12 protein-coding genes and 1 pseudogene are annotated in these 20,543 nt (G+C 43.8%); 9 read left to right on the top strand and 4 right to left on the bottom strand.

Annotated elements, in window-relative coordinates:
* Positions 1–148 precede the first annotated feature (148 nt).
* The 7 genes from ispC (at position 149) to H9653_RS00550 (ending at position 9,982) form a co-directional block, all read left to right on the top strand.
* On the top strand, positions 149–1,357 hold the full coding sequence (gene ispC / locus H9653_RS00580; protein WP_191689702.1) for a 1-deoxy-D-xylulose-5-phosphate reductoisomerase: 1,209 nt from the start codon (positions 149–151) through the stop codon (positions 1,355–1,357).
* Positions 1,358–1,416: 59 nt separating this feature from the next.
* Positions 1,417–2,793: an RIP metalloprotease RseP gene (rseP, locus tag H9653_RS00575; RefSeq protein ID WP_068404567.1), complete on the top strand. Its 1,377-nt coding sequence runs from the start codon at positions 1,417–1,419 to the stop codon at positions 2,791–2,793.
* A 264-nt stretch (positions 2,794–3,057) separates the two neighbouring features.
* Positions 3,058–5,484, top strand: coding sequence for an outer membrane protein assembly factor BamA (gene bamA / locus H9653_RS00570; RefSeq protein WP_191689701.1), 2,427 nt, complete (start codon positions 3,058–3,060; stop codon positions 5,482–5,484).
* Between the two features lie 160 nt (positions 5,485–5,644).
* Positions 5,645–6,661: a UDP-3-O-(3-hydroxymyristoyl)glucosamine N-acyltransferase gene (lpxD, locus tag H9653_RS00565; RefSeq protein ID WP_068404563.1), complete on the top strand. Its 1,017-nt coding sequence runs from the start codon at positions 5,645–5,647 to the stop codon at positions 6,659–6,661.
* 114 nt (positions 6,662–6,775) lie between these two features.
* Positions 6,776–7,285 (top strand): 3-hydroxyacyl-ACP dehydratase FabZ, encoded by a 510-nt coding sequence (fabZ, locus tag H9653_RS00560; RefSeq protein WP_068404562.1) that lies wholly within the window; start codon positions 6,776–6,778, stop codon positions 7,283–7,285.
* A 257-nt stretch (positions 7,286–7,542) separates the two neighbouring features.
* Entirely contained in the window at positions 7,543–8,322 is a 780-nt protein-coding gene (gene lpxA, locus H9653_RS00555; protein WP_191689699.1) for an acyl-ACP--UDP-N-acetylglucosamine O-acyltransferase, read from the top strand.
* A gap of 307 nt (positions 8,323–8,629) precedes the next feature.
* Positions 8,630–9,982 carry a sodium-dependent transporter gene (locus tag H9653_RS00550; RefSeq protein ID WP_068404559.1) on the top strand — a complete coding sequence of 451 codons (1,353 nt, stop codon included), beginning with the start codon at positions 8,630–8,632 and terminating at the stop codon, positions 9,980–9,982.
* Positions 9,983–10,132: 150 nt separating this feature from the next.
* Here H9653_RS00550 and tgt read toward each other — a convergent pair whose 3' ends face one another.
* Positions 10,133–11,284 carry a tRNA guanosine(34) transglycosylase Tgt gene (tgt, locus tag H9653_RS00545; RefSeq protein ID WP_068404557.1) on the bottom strand — a complete coding sequence of 384 codons (1,152 nt, stop codon included), beginning with the start codon at positions 11,282–11,284 and terminating at the stop codon, positions 10,133–10,135.
* A gap of 284 nt (positions 11,285–11,568) precedes the next feature.
* Here tgt and H9653_RS00540 point away from each other — a divergent pair.
* Positions 11,569–12,213 (top strand): annotated as a pseudogene (locus H9653_RS00540) (SOUL family heme-binding protein).
* An 82-nt stretch (positions 12,214–12,295) separates the two neighbouring features.
* Here the strand turns inward: H9653_RS00540 and asd are convergent.
* Entirely contained in the window at positions 12,296–13,429 is a 1,134-nt protein-coding gene (asd, locus tag H9653_RS00535) for an aspartate-semialdehyde dehydrogenase (RefSeq protein ID WP_068404555.1), read from the bottom strand.
* Between the two features lie 453 nt (positions 13,430–13,882).
* Between asd and H9653_RS00530 the strand changes: the two genes are divergently transcribed.
* The gene (locus H9653_RS00530; protein ID WP_191689697.1) at positions 13,883–15,016 is read left to right on the top strand and encodes an endonuclease/exonuclease/phosphatase family protein; all 1,134 of its coding nucleotides are present in this window, start codon (positions 13,883–13,885) and stop codon (positions 15,014–15,016) included.
* Positions 15,017–15,653: 637 nt separating this feature from the next.
* Here H9653_RS00530 and H9653_RS00525 read toward each other — a convergent pair.
* Positions 15,654–17,063 carry a peptidylprolyl isomerase gene (locus H9653_RS00525; RefSeq protein WP_068404552.1) on the bottom strand — a complete coding sequence of 470 codons (1,410 nt, stop codon included), beginning with the start codon at positions 17,061–17,063 and terminating at the stop codon, positions 15,654–15,656.
* Positions 17,064–17,250: 187 nt separating this feature from the next.
* Positions 17,251–20,316, bottom strand: coding sequence for an LPS-assembly protein LptD (locus tag H9653_RS00520; protein ID WP_068404550.1), 3,066 nt, complete (start codon positions 20,314–20,316; stop codon positions 17,251–17,253).
* Between the last annotated feature and the right edge of the window lie 227 nt (positions 20,317–20,543).

Genomic DNA, 20,543 nt, shown 5'->3' with positions numbered 1-20,543 from the left:
AAGTCTAAAAATAAAAAACTATCAGGCTAAAAATATAAAATAGGTAGGGCTTACATATTTGGTAGCGACTAGGCTGCCTCGTATTAGATTCTATACCTTATATTATTGTCTTTATTTCTCATTTAATTTCACCGTATTATAGGCATAGATGGTTATGACCCAACGCATCGCCGTACTAGGCGCGACAGGCTCGATAGGCGATAGCACGTTAGCAATTTTGGCGGCACAACCACAGAACTACGACGTTTATGCCTTATCAGGCTACCATCGTTTAGATAAATTATTCGCGCTTTGTCAACAGTTTTTGCCAAAACGCGTCAGTGTACCGACAGCAGCGGTCGATGATTTCGCTCAGCGTCTTAGTACAGCTGGTCTTAATATCGACGTAATCGGCGGCGCTACAGGGCTGGTCGATATTGCGACTGATCCGCAAACCGATACCGTCGTTGCTGCTATCGTAGGCGCAGCCGGTCTGCCTTCTACTTTGGCAGCAGCGCGTGCAGGCAAGCGTATTTTATTGGCGAATAAAGAAGCATTGGTCATGGCAGGGAAGGTGATGATTAATGCGGTTAAAACGCATCACGCGACTTTGTTGCCTTTAGATTCAGAACACAATGCGATTTTCCAGTGTTTACCCTTTGCGATTCAACAAGACAGTAGCCAAATTCATCAGCCAAACCATGGCGTTCGTAAGCTATGGTTGACCGCGTCTGGCGGGCCTTTTTTACAGAAATCGTTTGCGCAAATGCAGCAAGCAAGCATTGCTGAAGCGGTTAAACATCCCAATTGGTCAATGGGACAAAAGATATCGGTTGACTCAGCAACGATGATGAATAAAGGGCTTGAGCTCATCGAAGCTTGTCATTTATTTGATTTGAGTGAGGATAAGATAAATGTGGTGATTCATCCACAAAGTATCATTCACTCAATGGTAGAATATAGTGATGGTAGCTTTTTGGCGCAGCTTGGCAGCCCTGATATGAAAACGCCTATTGCCCATGCACTTAGTTACCCTGACCGTATCGATAGCGGCTCGCAGCCATTAGATTTATTTGCGTTAAGCGGTTTAGAGTTTATTGAACCTGATTTGCAAAAATTTGCCTGTTTGCGCTTGGCAAGGCAAGCGATGCAAGCGGGTACGCAGGCCACGATTGTACTAAATGCGGCCAATGAGATTGCAGTTGCCGCATTTTTAAATGGGCAGATTCGTCTGACTGATATTGCCGATATTAATGCGCAAGCACTAGATGAGATACAAGTAGCGGTATTAAATGAGACTGCCGATATCGAAGATATTTTAGCGATTGATCAAATAGCGCGTCAGCATACTGATACGTTAGTAGCAAAGTTGGCATGAATCTATAGAAGTTCAGTCATTTGATAAACGATGTTAAAAGAGCATATTGAGAAAAGATCATGACGTTTTTATTAACGCTACTTGCGGCAATATTTGTCTTAGGTCCACTCATCGCCTTACATGAGTGGGGTCATTACATCGTGGCGCGGCTTTGCGGCGTTAAAGTACTGACTTATTCTATCGGCTTTGGTCCCAAACTCTTTGGTTGGACCAGTAAAAAAAGCGGCATTGATTATCGTATCTCGGCACTGCCGCTTGGTGGTTACGTCAAAATGCTTGATGAGCGTGAAGGTGAGGTAGCAGCAGACGAGCTACATCTAGCGTTTAATCGCCAACATCCGCTCAAAAAGATTGCAGTGGTTGCCGCCGGTCCTATTATGAACTTTGTCATCGCTATTGCGCTATTTTGGGTGTTATTTATGACCCCGTCTGAGCAATTGGCAACAAAGATAGGGCAAGTCCTGCCCGATACCCCAGCAGCGATGGCACAGTTGCCTGTGGGTGATAAAATTGTCGCTATTGACGGTCATGACGTCCAAACGTGGGAAGGTATTAACTATCGCCTTGCGGGACGTATGGGTGAAACCGATCATGTCAGTGTCACCTTACAATCTGAGGCGAAAGGTAGTAACGCCACCAAAACCTATCAAGCACCGATTAAAGAATTTATGCAAGGCGACGCGCAAGGCAAAGATGCGTTATCAAGCTTTGGTATGATACCGTGGCAACCAAACATCGCACCAATCGTTGGCAATTTAACGCCCGATGGCGCTGCCAGCCGTCAAGGCTTGCAGGTTGGTGACCGCATTACGGCTATTAACGGTAAAGAGATTACCGACTGGATTAGCGCCACACGTATCATTCGCGACAATCCTGAAACTTTGCTTAATTTCACTGTATTGCGTGATGGTAAACAAGTTCAGTTATCCATCATGCCGCAAGGTAAAAAAGACAATTTAGGTAACGATTACGGGCAAATTGGTGCTATGGTGGCAGAGTCTGAAATTGTCATTCCTGACGCCTACAAAACCACGGTCGTTTATGGTCCTGGGGAATCTTTAATCAAGTCATTTGAAAAGACGGAACAGTTAGCCGTTATGACAGTCAGCTCAATGGGTAAGATGCTGTCAGGTATGATAGGTTTGGAGAATTTATCAGGTCCGATTACCATTGCGAAAGTCGCCAAACAAAGCTTTGATATTAGCTGGCAGATGGTATTATCGACAGCAGCGTTGATCAGTTTGAGCCTTGCGGTCTTGAATCTTTTGCCCATTCCAGTATTAGATGGTGGACATATTGTCTACTACCTTATTGAGCTGATACGCGGTAAACCGCTGTCTGAGGGCGTGCAAATGGTCGGTCTAAATATCGGTTTACTCTTGCTGGCAGGTTTCATGGTGTTAGCAATTGGTAATGATATCAGTCGGCTATTTTGATAAATGATGCGGCGGTTTATTCACTAAAGCATGATGGTTTAATGCTTGCATGCTGCTACAGCGCAGGCAGTTCATGTAATACGGCGATCATTTTCTATTACCGCTACTGTACTAATTTTATTTTTTAGTTTATTTTATGATGCGTTTTATATAAAGTGTCCTGAGTCTGCCGTGCTGAAGTTTTTCGACTTTATGCGAAATGGGCTAGACAACACGTGCTTTTTACCTTAACTTAAGCAAGTTTTTTATTGACGGATAGTGTTTATGCGTACGCCTTTATTTATGAGCGCGGCTGGGTTGCCGTTAGTTGTAGCAATGATGAGTATGCCGGTGCAGGCTGCAGAATTTGTGGTCACTGATATCGGCTTTAATGGTCTACAACGCCTAACTCCTGATAGTCTCTATCCAGTTTTGCCGATTTCGGTGGGTGATACGGTTAATGATAGTCGTTTGGCCGCCAGTATTAAGGCACTATATGCGACTGAAAACTTCGCTGATATTCAAAGTCGTGTCGAAGGCGGCAAGCTGCGCTTTGATGTCGTCGAACGTCCTATCATTGCTGAAGTCAACTTTGAAGGCAATAAACTTATCCCAAAAGAAGGGCTTGAGCAAGGGCTTGGTAACGCCGGTTTGTCTGTCGGTGATGTGCTAAAGCAAGCGACGCTGCAAGGTGTCGCCAACGAGCTACAACAGCAATATATCAGTCAAGGTTATTACAATAGCAATATTGAAGTCAATCAGACACTATTAGATGGTAATCGCGTCAAGCTTGACGTGCGCTTTATCGAAGGTAAACCCGCCAAAGTCGTCGATATCAATATCATTGGTAATAAGCACTTTAGTGATGAGCAGATTAAAGACGTCTTTGCGGTAAAAGAGTCGTCGTGGACGCGCCTGTTATCTAAGTCTGATCGCTATGCCAAAGAAAAGCTGGCAGCAAGTTTAGAAAATCTAAAAGCACTTTATCAAAACGATGGCTATGTACGTTTTTCTGTCGACAATGCGGTTCTTAATATTAGCGAAGATAAAAGCAATGTGTTTATCGAAGTCAGTCTTAGCGAAGGCGAGCAGTATCAGTTTGGCGAGGTGAACTTCTTAGGTAAACCAACCTTTGATAACGCTGAGCTAAAAGAGCTGGTCACGTTTGCGCCCGATGAAAAATATTCACAAGCCAAACTTGATGCGACCACTGCTGCACTGAAGAGCCGTTATGGTAATGAAGGTTATTATTTAGCGCAAATCAGACCAGTACCGCGTATCAATGATGAGACCAAAGTGGTCGATATCGACTATTATATTGATCCTGCGCGTCCTATTTATGTGCGCCGTATCAACTTTACCGGTAACTTAAAAACTCAAGATGAAGTATTGCGCCGTGAAATGCGTCAGTTAGAAGGTACACTGGCCTCTAATGATAAAATTCAGCTGTCGCGTACTCGTTTGATGCGTACCGGTTTCTTTAAGGCGGTCAACGTTGATGTAAAGCCTGTGCCAAACCAGCCAGATCAAGTTGATGTCAACTATACGGTCGAAGAGCAGCCTTCTGGCAGCTCAACGATTGCTGCTGGTTACTCGCAAAGTGGCGGCGTGACTTTCCAGTTAGACTTAACCCAAAATAACTTTATGGGTACGGGTAACCGCGTGAAAGCTGCGCTATCACGTTCAGAAACGCGCGATTCTTACAGCTTAGGTTATACCGATCCGTACTTTACCGAAAACGGTGTGTCGCAAGGTGTCAGCGCATATTATCGCGAAACCAAATACGACGACAGAAACGTTAGTAACTATGTCACCGACGCTTACGGTGCCACGCTGAACTACAGCTTTCCTGTTGATGAAACCAAACGTGTGAGTGCAGGTTTAAACGTTGATAAGACCACCGTACGTGCTGGTAGCCGTCTTGGTGTGTCCAACGTGCAGCAGATTATTGATGGTGGTGGTTCATTCGAAAAATTTATCAATGATGATAATGAATTCTCGGGTCGCACCGGCTTTAAAAACGATTATCAGACCTATAACTTATTATTAGGCTGGGATTACAGTACGCTAGATCGCCCCGTATTCCCAAACAAAGGCATGAGCCATACTGTCGATGCAACCATTGGCTTTGGCGATGAAAGTTATCAAAAACTTGTTTATCGTGGCAATATCTACTATCCGATTTATAAAGATTGGGTTGCCCGCGGTTATACCAAGCTTGGCTACGGTAATGACTTGCCATTTTATGAAAACTTCTACGCCGGTGGCTATGGCTCAGTACGTGGTTACGAAGCTTCAACGCTAGGACCTAAATCGCAAAGCTACTATGATGCGGTCAGTGATAAACCAGGCTCGTTGAAACCAGAAGAGATCGGTGGTAATGCGTTGGTTAGCTTTGGTACTGAACTAATTCTACCGATGCCATTTAAAGGCGATTGGGCGGATCAAGTACGTCCAGTACTATTTGCCGAAGGTGGTCAAGTATTTGATACCACAGATAAAGAGGACCGCACTTTTATTGATCCTGTTAGTGGTGACGACACGGGTGTTCCATTATTAACCCAAGACAATAATTTCCGCTTTAGTGCGGGTTTAGGGGTAACCTGGTATACACCAATTGGTCCGATTTCGCTCAGTTATGCTGTGCCTATCGGTGATAAAGAAGGCGATGAGACTGAAAAAGTTCAGTTCCAAATTGGTAATACTTTTTAGTCCGATAAAGTTAAATGCAGCGGTTTAATTGCTTTTGTTTATTTATGCAGCTAAGTAAACTAGTCCGCAGTTAAAATTTAATAGGTCGCCAAGCTGATATCTCAACTTGGCGACTCACTTATTCATACCCATACTAATTTTAATTATACCAATAGCAACTATGATAACGATTGAGCAACTTATCACTCGCATTGAGCAGCGTCAGCCGGTTCTTAACAAGGATGACCTTAGCGCTGAACAGTTGTGTCTAAAATTAGAGGGTATCGGTAATTTAACCACCGCCAATCCGCAGCAGTTAAGCTTTTTGGCCAACCCACATTATCTGCCTAGTCTGGCAAACAGTCAGGCTGGAGCTGTGCTGACCACCTCAGACCATCAAAGCAAAGTTGCACAGAATACGGTTGCCTTAATCGTTGCGGCACCTTATTTGGCTTATGCCAGTGCCAGTCAGCTTTTTTCCCGTACATCTTTATTTGAGGGTATTCATCCGAGTGCCGTGATAGCGGAAAGTGCAGTTATTGGCAATGAGGTGACTGTTGGGCCTTTTTGTATGATTGGCGAAGGGGTACAAATTGGTGATCGCAGTGTGCTCGATGCGCACGTGGTCATTGAAGAGAACAGCAATATTGGTACCGATTGTGTGCTCAAGTCACAAGTGGTCATCGGGCATGATTGTGTGCTTGGTAATCGTGTAAGATTGCATGCTGGCGTTAGCATAGGGTCAGAAGGCTTCGGCTTTGCGCCTACGAGTAATCCTAGTGTTACCGGCTGGGAGCGTATTGCTCAATTAGGACGCGTAGTGATTGGCGATGATGTACGTATAGGTAGCCAAACCTGTATCGATCGCGGAGCAATTGACGATACGGTGATTGGCAATCATGTTATTATTGACAATCTTGTACAAGTTGCCCATAACGTCCGTATCGGTGATGGTACTGCCATCGCAGCGCAAACTGGCATTGCCGGTAGTACCACTATTGGCAAGCGCTGTATTATCGGCGGCGCTGTTGGCATTACTGGCCATATTGAGATTGCTGATGACGTCACCTTATCTGGCATGACCATGGTGACCAAATCCATTACCAAGGCTGGTTCATACTCCTCTGGTACAGCGGCCATGCCAACCGCCAATTGGCGCCGTGCGGCGGTACGCTTTCGCCAGCTTGGTCGCGATTAGTCTAGCGCGGTTAATACATAACTTAACAACATATCCAATTTATTCATAAAATTTAAAAACACAGCAATGCTTAAACATAAAGCACTGCTTAGTATATAGCAAGGAAGCGCCATTATGAGCACAACTGATATTGATAGCCCGAGCGATGAAGACATCAAAAGCTTAGCAGAACAAGGCTTAACACTGCCATTAACCTATCATACATTGAAGCACTATCTGCCGCATCGTTATCCGTTTTTGCTGGTAGATAAAGTCATATCGTGCAGCCCTGGCGAATGCATTACAGCGATCAAAAACGTGACCATTAATGAAGAGTTTTTTAATGGACACTTTCCCGATCAGCCCATCATGCCGGGTGTATTGATGGTGGAGTCGATGGCGCAAGTATCGGGCGTCCTTGGGTTTATCAGCGCTGGATTGACGGCAGAAGATGGTTATTTGTATTTGTTTGCAGGGGTGGATAAAGTGCGCTTTAAACGCCGTGTTATCCCTGGTGACCAGCTGATTATCCGTGCAAAAACCGTGATGCAAAAGCAGGGTATTTATAAGTTTGATTGTACCGTCCATGTCGAAGATGAGCTTGCTGCTAGTGCTCAAATTATGATTGCCCGTCAGGGACAATAAAATACGATGAACGCTAACGTATGGCAAGTTTATAAGATTGGCTAAATCTTTCGCCTTTAGATAATTGTTAGTAGAAATCTAGAAATTTATCTCGGTATTTTACCTAGATTGCCATTTTTAAACACCACTGTGCTTTTGGGCGTCGTTGTCTTTTTAACCAGTTTTAACCAGAACCAGTATCAGGTTGATTATTTACCCTAAGCTTGCTTTACTTGTTTTACCATTTATTCGCATCAGATGATACAAAGGTCCATATTATGAGTCAGATTCATCCAACAGCACTCATCTCACCGTCCGCTAACATTGATGAGACTGCCATCATTGGTCCTTATTGTATTGTCGGTGATGAAGTTTCTATTGGTGCCCATACGGTTTTGCATCGGCACGTGGTCGTAGCAAGACTGACGCGTATTGGGCAGTACAACCAGTTTTATCAATTCGCCAGTATTGGGGAAGACCCGCAGGATTTGAAATACGCTGGTGAGCGCACGTGGCTTGAGATTGGCGATCATAATACCATTCGCGAGGCGTGTAGCTTGCACCGTGGCACTGAGCAAGACGGCGGCTTAACGAAGATTGGCAGTCACAATCTTTTGATGGTCAATACCCATGTGGCCCATGATTGCTTAATCGGTGACCACAATGTATTGGCTAATAATGTTGGGGTGGCAGGGCATGTGACTATCGGTAATCATACGATTATTGGCGGCAACTCAGGTATTCATCAGTTTTGTACCATTGATGATTACAGTTTGGTTGGCGGCGCCAGCCTAATTTTAAAAGACGTCGCTGCTTTTACCATGGTTTCAGGTAATCCTGCCAAAGCCCACGGGCTAAATGTCGAAGGTATGCGCCGTAAAGACTGGTCTAAAGAGACGATTGATGTATTGCGCCAAGCGTATCGTGTTATCTACCGATCAGGTCTAACAACGGCTCAAGCGCTTGACATTTTAAAAACAGAGCTATTACCAACAGAGCCAAAAATCGCCCTGCTAATAGATTCGCTACAAAAAAGTCGCCGCGGTGTGGTTCGCTAAACATAGTTTTACTAATTATAAAAATACTGTGATAGCTCGATTTTCAAAATACTATACTTTGACAAATTATCTCGATAAATATAAAAAGCCATAACTATTAGTTATGGCTTTTTATATTTATCGCTACTTGACTTTTTTGGTCGCTTAGCAGAAACTGGGCGTTTACGATATTGTAAACAATTCTTTCATAATGTTGCTAAGTGCGTCACATTGACAAGCTGGTTAAATGAGTCTCAGTCATTAAGAGCGATTTATGATAATCAAGGAAGATTATAAGCAACAGTAATTGAAGCACGAGGAAGGCAAAATGGCTATTAATAAACAAGAACATGCTCAGTGGAGCTCAAGTTTTGGCTTCGTACTAGCAGCAGTAGGATCGGCAGTTGGTTTAGGAAATATTTGGAAGTTCCCTTATATGGTTGGGGAGAGTGGTGGTTCCGCTTTTGTTATCGCCTATTTATTTTGTCTTGCTCTGATTGGTTTTCCAATTTTGGTTGCAGAATGGCTGATTGGTCGCCGTGGGCAAAAAAACCCTATCAATACGTTTTCTGATGTCGCCGCAAGCGAAGGTAAATCACGCAGTTGGGGTATTGTCGGTGCGACTGGTATTTTAGGTGGCTTTTTAATCTTATCGTTTTATAGTGTCATCGGTGGTTGGGCGCTTAATTACATCACCAAAGTTGGCTCAGGCAGCTTTGCCGGACAAGACGGTGACTCTGTAGCGGCAACCTTTGATGCGATGTTGGCGTCAGCTGGCACCTTGACAATTTGGCATACGGTTTTCATGGCAATCACCGCTTTAATCGTCGGTGTTGGTGTCACCAAAGGTATTGAGAACACGGCCAAAGTGCTTATGCCTTTACTGGGTGTGATTTTATTCGTGATTGTTGGTTACAACGTCATGAACGGCGGTTTTGGCGAAGCGGTGAACTACCTGTTTGCGCCAGACCTTAGTAAGTTAAATGGCGATGTGATGCTAGCGGCGCTTGGTCATGCTTTCTTTACCTTATCTATCGGTATGGGCATCATGGTTGCTTATGGCTCTTATTTGGGTCGTGATGTCAATCTATTAAGCACGGCGCGTACCGTTGTTATTCTAGACACTGTCATTGCTTTAGCCGCTGGTTTGGCTATTTTCCCAATTATCTTTAACAACGGTCTTGATCCTGCTTCTGGTCCTGGTCTTATCTTTGTCAGTTTGCCTATTGCTTTTGGTAGTATGGGCGCCGGTGCCATCATTGGTACTTTATTCTTCTTATTGATTACCTTTGCCGCTGTGACGTCATCAATCTCACTGCTTGAGCCAACGGTTGAGCTGTTAGAAGAGCGTACGCCAATGAGCCGTACGGTATCGACCATCGTCGCCAGTATCGCGGTTTGGTTATTAGGTATCGCAGCTTTGTTGTCATTTAATCTATGGAGCGACTTTACCATCATGGGTAATGGTATTTTTGATGCTTTGGACAAATTAACCAGTAAATTCATGTTACCTTTAACCGGTCTTGCCGCGATTATCTTTGTCGGTTGGAAAATGGATCAGCGTAGCATTCAGCAAGAGCTTGGATTGTCTAATGGCACCTGGCAATTATGGCAAATCATTGCTAAATTTGTCGCGCCGATTGCTGTACTGATTGTCTTCGTGACCACTTTGATGAGCTAATAGATTAACTATGATTAATACGTACTTATAATTCTAGGCGGTATTGATTATTAGCTAATAAAAAGGGCTTAAGATTAATCTTAAGCCCTTTTCCATTTTAATGCCTTTAGCTTAAAGCAGCTTACGCAGATAAAATAACTCTAAAAATGGTTAACGTAAATTGAGTTCAGGAACGCTTTGACCGCGTTTACTATAAAACTCATGCACAAACTCATCAAATTTATCTTGTTCAATCGCGTCTCTGATACCTTGCATCAAACGCTGATAGTAACGCAAGTTATGAATGGTCGCCAGTTGCGCTCCTAGCATCTCTTTACATTTATTCAGATGTGATAAATAAGCACGACTAAAGTTTTGGCAGGTATAGCAGTCGCATTCAGGGTCTAATGGCCCTTCATCAGTACGATACTGGCTATTACGTATGCGTATAATGCCGGCGTTCTCAGCGTCACCGGTGACAAAGTAATGACCATTACGGGCGTTGCGAGTTGGCATCACGCAATCGAACATATCGACGCCGCGGCGTACCCCTTCAACAAGGTCTTCAGGCTTACCAACGCCCATCAAATAGCGCGGCTTATCAGCCGGCATATCATCAGCGATATAATCTAAAACCTCTATCATCTCTTCTTTTGGTTCGCCAACCGACAAACCACCGATGGCATAACCATCAAAGCCAATCTCAAGCAGACCTTCGAGCGATTGCTGACGCAAATCGGCATACATACTGCCTTGGATAATGCCAAATAAAGCATTGGTACTGCCAAGCTTCTTATGTTCATTGACACAGCGCTGGCCCCAGCGTAGTGACAACTCTAAAGATTTTTTGGCTTCTTCATGAGTGGCAGGATAGGGCGTGCACTCATCGAACTGCATCACGATGTCTGAGTTTAAGCTATATTGAATTTGCATCGATTTTTCTGGCGATAAAAATACTTTTGCGCCATCGATAGGCGATTTAAAAGTCACGCCTTCTTCGGTGATTTTACGCATGGCCCCAAGACTGAATACTTGGAAACCACCCGAATCGGTGAGAATAGGCTTATCCCAATGCATAAATTTATGCAGACCACCAAATTTATCAATGATATCAGTGCCCGGACGCAGCCATAAATGGAAAGTATTGCCCAAGATAATATCAGCGCCAATCGCTTCGATATCACGTGGCAGCATGCCTTTTACGGTACCATAAGTACCCACTGGCATAAAAGCAGGCGTTTGCACATCGCCATGATTGAGATGAACCGTACCACGGCGTGCGCGCGTGATACCGCTGGCCGTTTTGTGTAAGACAAATTGCATAAGATAACCGCTATTTAAGCTATGAAAATGGCGCTAATTATAACATTGTTAAGCATTTTTTTGGACATGGATATTTAAGCGGCTGACAATTGGTTTAGAGAAGGAGAGCGTTTATAAAATAGCCTAAGCATGCTAACAATTAAACGGGACATTAATCGCTTATTAATTGGCATGCTATAACCAAAAAATACAGACATTCTTGCCAAGTCATTGCTAAATTAGAAGAGTAGCTACTATAAATCAAATAAATGTTAAGTGCTAAATGTATATAGCGGAGAGAGGATATGGATAAAGCAATTTATTTGTCATCGATTCGCTTGCTATTGAATAATGACTTATCAAATAAAGCCCTATTAAATGGACTGTTATTAACGAGCGCATTATTACTATCAGGAGCAGCTATGGCAACCGAAGAGCCAAAATATACTGTACTAAAACAGACTGAAGACTTTGAGCTGCGTCGTTACGATGAGCAGTTAATGGCACAGACTTGGGTAACGGGCGACCAAGATGCCGCCAGCCGTGCAGGATTTAAGATTCTAGCAGATTATATCTTTGGCAATAATAGCGCCGCAAATGGCAAGAGTCGTAAAATTAGTATGACTGCGCCAGTCAGCATTTAACAAACTAAAGACAAATGGCGCGTGCAATTTACCATGCCAAGCCGATATACGCTGCAAACGCTGCCAAAACCCAATAATCCGAATATCGAAATTGTAGAAGTTCCAGCGCAAACTTATGGCGTTATTAAATTTTCAGGATTGGCGGGTACTGAAAAGGTCGCGGCAAAAACTAAAGAGCTACAATCTTGGATGCAAGGGCAAAATTTAACCATCACAGGTAAGCCTGAGCTGGCGCGTTATAATCCACCTTGGACGCTGCCATTTATGCGCCGCAATGAAATAATGATTGCTTATCAGCCTAAATGATTCATTATTAAAAAAATAACGCCAAAAATGATGCTAAAAAAAGACAGCAAGCGCTGTCTTTTTTATTGGCGATTAAATAAGATTAGCTGTTTTGCTCACGGATGATATTCAGCATACGGCGTAATGGCTCTGCTGCGCCCCATAATAGCTGGTCGCCGACAGTGAACGCACCCAAATATTCAGGGCCCATATTGAGCTTGCGTAGGCGTCCTAGCGCCACTGTTAAAGTGCCAGTTACTGCTACCGGTGTTAAGCGATTTATAGCAGCTTCTTTGGTATCTTCAACCACATCTAACCACTGATTATCGCTATTTTTCAATGCCGCTTCGATTTCTTCTAGCGGGATGTCTTTTTTAAGTTTAATCGTTAAGCCTTGAGCGTGACAACGCATGGCGCCAACGCGGACACACATACCGTCAATGGCAATTTTATCGGCTTCAGAATTGCCAAGGATTTTATTGGTTTCAACGCCACCTTTCCATTCTTCGCGCGATTGTTTGTTTTCTAACTGCGAATCGATATAAGGAATCAAACTGCCTGCTAGTGGTACGCCAAAGTATTGCTTTGGAAAGTCGTCTGAGCGCTGTGTCTGAGCGATTTTTTTATCGATCTCAAGGATGGCGCTGGCAGGGTCGGCAAGCTCGTCTTTGACTGCTTCATGGAGTACGCCCATACCTTCGATTAGCTCGCGCATGTTGTTGGCGCCAGAGCCACTCGCTGCTTGATAAGTCATGGCGCTGACCCATTCAACCCAGCCTTTATTAAACAGCTCCCCGATTGCCATCAGCATCAGTGACACGGTACAGTTACCACCGATGAAGTCTTTTTTGCCATTTGCCAGTGCCTTATCAATCACATTGCGGTTAACAGGATCAAGAATGATGATGCTGTCATCTTCCATACGTAAAGTACTTGCCGCGTCAATCCAGTAGCCAGTCCAACCGCTATCACGTAGGGGCTGATGTACCTTTGAGGTATAATCGCCGCCTTGGCAGGTGATAATTACGTCACAGGCAGCAAGTGCTTCAATATCATGAGCATCTTTTAGTTTGCTGGTCTTGATACCGTCAAAGCTTGGGGCGTCGCCGCCAGCGTTACTGGTCGAAAAAAACACTGGTGTGATACCATCGAAGTCTTTTTCTTGACGCATACGCTCTATCAATACTGACCCGACCATACCGCGCCAGCCTACCAAGCCTACTGTTAAATTACTCATAAAACTCAATCCTTTTCACCATAAGTTGTTGCACTGCCAACCGATAACAATGCCGTGAATAGCAGCAAAAAGCAAGGTTTTTTAGAGAATATACCGCATTTTTCAGATATGACTTATTCACTTTTCTACTTATCAATGCTACTACCCATAAAGCCTGCTATTTATTAAGCTTGCTGATTGTTTATCGTGTCAACTTCTCTTAAATTCAAGCCCCTCTAAATAAGGCTTAAATTGTAATTTTTTATAGCCGCTAACGTCTAATGAATGTTCAATAGTAGGCGCAGGCGTGATGAGGTGCTAAAGTAAGCAGGCTATTTATCTTGTGACAAAGGTTTAGAGTTTAGCCGCTCAATCATTTTTAGCTTAAATAATTTTAGCCCAAACAATTATTATATAAAGAATATTCACTATTATTGGCTTTGCCATTCATTTAATAAACGGTCGACACACATTATGGATCTCTCCCTCTTATATTATGGCGCTCAGTGGTTGGCAGGATTCATCGCCTTTGTCACTATTTGGGGCTTGTTGCCTCTTGATAATTGGTGGGTGCGAGGTGTTGAGTTTCCCCGTATTCAAATCATGTTCCTCGGGTTCGCCGCTTGGCTTGGCATGGTTATATTTTGGTCGGACTGGCAGCTTGGTCAGTGGCTGTTATTTATCGTTTTAAGTAGCGCGCTCGCCTTTCAATTGCGTATGGTGTTGCCCTATACCATACTTTGGAAAAAAGAAGTGCTCACTGCCAAGGATATGCCAAATGGACATGCGCACCAGCTTAAAATCATGGTTTCAAACGTATTGACGCCCAATGATGAGACCCAAAAACTGGTTGAACTGGTAAAAGATAAGCGCCCCGATATTTTAATTACTTTAGAGACTGATAAAAAATGGGAGAAAGCCCTTAATCAAATAGAAGCAAATTATCCTTATACTGTCAAAGTGCCTTTGGATAATCTATACGGTATGCATCTGTATTCTAAGCTTGAGCTCATAGACCCTGAAGTTAAGTATTTGATGATTGATGATATTCCATCTATCCATACGCAGCTACGTTTGCAGGGTGGACAAGTGATTTGGCTCTATTGTTTGCACCCGATGCCGCCCAGTCCGACAGAGGCAGATAAGTCTACGACCCGCGATGCTGAGCTGCTGATGGTTGGAAAACATATCAAAGAAAATAAGCAAACGGCGATATTGGCAGGAGATTTAAACGATGTCGCTTGGTCAAAGACTACCCGCCGCTTTCAACGTATCTCAGGCTTGCTAGATCCTCGTATCGGGCGCCATTTTATCAATACCTTTCATGTTAAATATCCGTTTTTACGTTGGGCGTTAGATCATATTTTCCATAGTGCCTGCTTCACCTTAGTCGATATTCAGCGCATGCCGTCTATCGGCTCCGACCATTTTCCGGTGCTGACAACGCTACAATACGAGCCCGAAAAAGTCAGCACCCAAGAAACTAATGCGCCAATTGAGAAGGCAGAAGATGTCAAAGAGGCAAAAAATACCATTGAAGCGGGTAAGGAAGAGGGCTGTAAAGTATCAAAAGAACATGCAGAGGCTGAAAAGGAAAGTGATTGCTAAAAAGGTTTTATCATCTGTATAAAACCCTCGCCACAAACAATGGCGACGTAAGCAAATGCTTACGCTAAATAAGGTCTTTAGCCTCTAGTCGTTCCGCGTCAATTCACCTAGAATACAACCATCAACACAAGGATACGTAAGGATGCAGTGTTGAGGCAGTAACAATAAAAGCACAGGTCAGCCCGCTGTCTTATAGGTTACTGTTTATGACTTAGGACGAGTCAACACGGAAGAGATAATAACAACAATATGAAACGCCATAGCCCTGAACCCAACGCCCTAGGTTCGGGGCTTTTCTTTGTGCATTATTTTTATTTGAAAAATATTTTCGACCGTTAATAAAAGCGTTAATAAAAGCGTTAATGAATGTATAGTTAAAATATCCTAAAAACGCGACGGTATTGCTGATATCAATTTTTTGTAGCCTCTGTCTGCGCAGGCACAGCTAGCAAGAAAAATTGATATCAGCAGTGCGTGATGTATTGTTATTACTTTTCACTCACTATAGAGCTCTGAGCTAAAGCTTATCCCATCATTTATGGAGTTTTTAATAAATGACCTAAATTAAAAAAGGGTACATGCATTAGCATATACTACCCTTCTTTTATAAAATTTTTTCGATATTATTAAATACTAATTAGCCGAGTATCTGAATATAAGCGCCGGCTTGTAGTTCTTGTAGCCAGTCTTCTTTGGCTTGCGGAGCAAGGCGCTGATATAGCGCTTGACGTGCCATATTGCGACGGTATTCATCGCTGACATCTTGCTCGCGTTTGCCTTCAACTTTTAGAATGTGCCAGCCAAATTGCGTTTTGAATGGTGCAGAGTAATCACCGACGGCGGTATTCTTCATCATTGTTTCAAACGGACCAATCATTTGCTCTTCACCAACCCAATCCAAATCGCCACCGCGTCCTGCTGAACCGGGATCATCTGAATAAGTTGAAGCTAGGCTCGCAAAGTCGGCTCCTTTACGTAATTGCTCGTAGAGGTCATTGATTTTTTGCTCAGCCAAAGCATCGGTTTGTAGCTCATCGACTTTGACTAAAATGTGACGCGTATGCCACTGCGGCACTAGCATGGTATCACTGGATTTTTTATCAGCCAGTTTGATGATATCAATACCTTCTGGGGTCACTAACGGCGCACTGACGGCGCCAACTTCAAGTTTGGTGATTTCGCTAGCAAGCTCGGTTGGTAGTGCAGCCGCTTTATGAAAGCCCATATCGCCGCCTTGCAACTGAATAGGGTAGCTGCCTTGACTTGCGGCAATGGCTTCTGTGACATCGACATTTGGCGCTTGCAGTCGTGTGCGTAGACGCTGCGCGACTTTTAATGCTTCTTCACGCTGGGCGTCCGACAGACGGCTGTAATCGTCCATATAGGGGATACGTACGTGAATGGTTTGATATTCGCTTTGACTCAAACGCTTGGCTTCAGGAGAGGCCAAAAAGGCATCGATATCTTGTTCGCTGATGCGCACGCGGCTTGCGATTTGGCGCTGCTGCAAGGCTTGAATCGCGGCATCTTCAATCAATTGCGCGCGTAGGGTAGCATAACTGCCTGGTTTTGCGGCGTCCAAACGTTGTTGCAACTCGCCAAGGCTGCTGAGTCCTTCTGCTTGGGCGATTTGAGCCAGCCGCTGATTGATGGCAGCTTCATCAGGATTGAGACCAACTCGTTTGACCATTGAGAGTTGTAATTCACGCATGATGAGGGCGTTTAACACTTCAGACTGCAGCTGGGCTGAATTGGCAATCGGTTCACCAGCCGCCTGCGCCCTTGCTTGGGTTTGCGCCATGGCAGCGATGAGATCACTTTTTAAGATAGCGTTTTCATTGACCAAGGCAATGATACCGTCCGTACTATTGGCAGGCGTCAAACGTGCGGCGCTATTTTTCTGAGTGCCAGCATCAACGTTTGCAGCTGAAGTTTTTGCAGGCTTAACGGTGGCTGCTTGCGCACTTAGGCTCAGAGCAATAGCGCCCGTCATACCCATAGAAAGCAATACAACTCGGCTTGTCTGACGTAAAGAAAAAAATCTCATGATGCTCCTCATCAATGTCATTGCATCGGATGGTAATCGGTTAAGCCTTAGCCGTTACTCTTCATTTAAGTAGCGGCTAAGGCTGTTTATAATAGGGTGTAAACACTGCTATATGCTGTTATAGCACAAAAGTTACTTGATACATAAACCATCAATCATACGTGAGTCTAAGGATATAGACGACGTTTTATTCATCTTTCCATGCGCTTTGAACCGGCTCAAAGCCCAACACTTTATCAGAAAGTAAGCGTGTTAAGCGGCTGCTACCGCTACCAAGACCGTTGAGTCTGATTTCTGCCATAATCGCTTGTGTTGGTTTGTCTTTGATATTCAAATCATTATAGTAACGACGACCATAAACTGCAAAACCAAAACAGCAATCCTCATAATCAACACCGATTAACGAGTCGAGCATTTTATCACGATTATAATCGTATTGACCTTGCGCCAATACGCGCCAGTTATTATTAATTGGGAAAACCGCTGATGCGGTAAACGCCGATAAAGGTAACTGGTCGGTGTTTTCATCGCGCATACGCTTCACAAAGCCGACGTTAAATAAACTGTTGTCAGATGGCTGATAACGCAGCTCAGTGGTGATATAGTTTAAATCATAGCTATGAGTAAGCGCGCCGCTTACATCGACCCAGACGTTATTATAAGGCTGGGTACTGGTATCCCAAACCAATCCTGAGGAAGAATTCGTCAGCACGGGTTTTTGGTCTTCAAGGGTCACGCGCCCATCATCGATATAAAACTGCTCTGCGATACTACCATCAAAACGTGTCACACCCGTTGCATCGATGTAACGATAATTAATACCGGGTGTAAAGGCATGCAAATCTTGCAAGCGGTCATGACCTAAAAACCAGCTGTCCGAAAACAGTTGCTCGTAGTTGATAGAGGCAATACGGGTATTAAAGTTAGGAATATCGTTTTGGTCTTTATAGGGCGAGTAGGTATATTTTAAGCGCGGACTGAGCAAGCGATAACCGCCTAAAGTATCGTCAAAGGCGCCAAAGGGTGAGCCCGCTTGAGAAAAGTGCAGGCCAGCATCGACACTGACTTGAGGCACAAATACCGATTGGTTGCCGTCATCTTTGCTCAAATCATTGTCCGCCAAGCTGTCTTCATCATAAGAAGTATATAAATGCTGTAAGCTAAGTTTAGGTTTGATATAGCCCCAAGATTTTTCCATCGGATAAACGGCGCTTAATTTATTATAAAAACGCGTGCCACTTTTTTCATTTTCAGAGCCATCATCGATGGATTTTTTAAAATAAGCCGAGTCACTTACGCCTGTGATATCAAAGCTTTTTGCCCATGGTAGACGATAGTCAAGTTTAAGCTGTGGCAAGCGCGAGTACGGCTTGTCTTTATCTTGTAATGGCTGTCCATTATTGTTAAATGCATCGAGCGTTTGGAAAGTCTCGACTTTTAATTCACCATTGACATAATCGTTATAATAATTCACCCGCGCACGGCGTGGTAGGTTTAAGGTATTGTCTGACAAACCCAAGGTATCGAAGTCATTGAGATAATCGGCATCTGACACATAGCTATATTTTGCGTCGCCACTTAAGCGTGGAATACTGGTAGATGACCAGTAATGATCGTAAAAAAAGCTGCTGCGATCTTCGCCGTCATATTTTTTATCGTTGGGCAAATAAGAGCCGTTAAAAATCCCTTCGCCGTACTCCTCAGTTAGATAACGAAACTCACCGGAGAGCATGGGGTTACGGTTGGTATAAACGCGAGTATTAAGGGTGGCGTCGTAGTATGGCGCTAAATTAAAATAATAAGGTACGTCAACTTCAAGTCCGCTTTCACTACCGACACTCGCGCTCGGTAATAAAAAGCCGCTGCTGCGTCTATTGTCTATAGGGAAATTAAAATAGGGTAAATAAAATACCGGTACATCAGCAATTTTAAACGTTGTGTTGTAAGCTTCGCCGCGGCCTGTTTCGGTATCTAAATCGATGCTTTTAGCATCAAACTGCCATTTACGGTTGGTCGGCGGGCAGGTGCTAAACATCACCTCATCAAGCTCATACTGCGTCTCGTTAGGGCGGTTTAAGCGCTTGGCATAGCCGTGTGCTTGCAGCTCTACGCTAGCAAAAGCCACGTCCTTAGCTGTTGATTGTCCAGTTTCGGTATTGTAGTTTAAGCTGTCGGCGACACCGATAAGACCGCCAGTGGAGGCTTTTTCAGTGAGGCTAGACTTAGCGTTTTGACCATTGATATTTTGTCCGTTGCTGTTTTGAAAACGGTTAGCTTCGGCCAAGCCAGCAGCGTTTTTGTTTTGTCCAGTCGCTTGGTCGGTAAACATCACTTTACCCTGTGCGGCTGCGACATTGTTGTTCAAATCGAGTACGATTTTTTCCGCTTCGATATGCTGCGTTCCTTGGTCAACGATGACATTACCAGAAAGCTCGGCGTAGTCGACATTGTCGTAATAGCCATAATCCGACTCTGCAAACAGTGGCGCTTGATTATTAGGAATGCCGTTTAAGTTGGGCGCTGGCTGGCCGTTAGGTGCGCCCGTTTCATTGATCGCACGTTGGTAATTAGGATTTTTTTTAGGATAAACCCATTGACCTTCACAGCGCTGGGCGCTATCGACGCTATTTGGTAGCAGTTTTAAGTCGTTGCCTACAGGTTCAATGGTTTGCGCGGCAAAAGAGTTTTGAATATCGCTGTTATTGCTATCTGCTACGTCATCATTGCTATTATTATGTAACGTAGCGGGATCTGTATCAGGCGTTAATTCATAAAATTCTGCTAAACGTATCAGGCTGTCTTGAATACTTTCGTCATTGACATCAATGCTGCGCTTATTGGATTTGGCTGTGCTGCTGTTATTAACGGGCGCAGTGGTATTGTTTGTTTTAGTAGCGTTGTTGACGGCATTATTATTAACATCAATCCTGTCACTGCTGTCATTAATTGCCGTGATATTTACGTTGTCACTGGTAAATACGTCATCATTGTTGAAAACAGGCGCAGTTGTTAATTGACTGTTTAACGCTTTATTATTAGCATCAGCAGTGCCACTTTGGGTTTGATTGCCCTTTTCAGTAGAGAGGGTATACAAGGTGGCGTCACTACTATTTTCAGTGATTAGTGGCTCAGTCGTCTGTGCATCAACATTGTTATCGACAGGATTAAGAGCCGCACTGACCGTCAAGCTGGTTAAGCCCAAGGCGCCAAATAAAATCAAACGGATGCTTTGGTAAAGCGGAGAATATAACAAGGGCACACCTATGATTGTAGAGCCTATTGGATTGCGATCGTTAAATGACAGGCTATATTTTAACGTTATTTAAAGGCGAATAAACCTATCATTAAGACGATAATCTCGAAAATCGGAACGTTTTACATATAATGACGACTAATCATAGTCAAAAAAAACCAAATCAGCTACACTATTTACCAAAATTTATACGATAGCGGATGATACAGACCTTTTTACGGCTACAT

It is taken from the genome of Psychrobacter communis (genome assembly GCF_014836505.1).
Taxonomy (GTDB): domain Bacteria; phylum Pseudomonadota; class Gammaproteobacteria; order Pseudomonadales; family Moraxellaceae; genus Psychrobacter; species Psychrobacter faecalis.
This window is presented reverse-complemented; position numbering and strand designations above follow the sequence as displayed.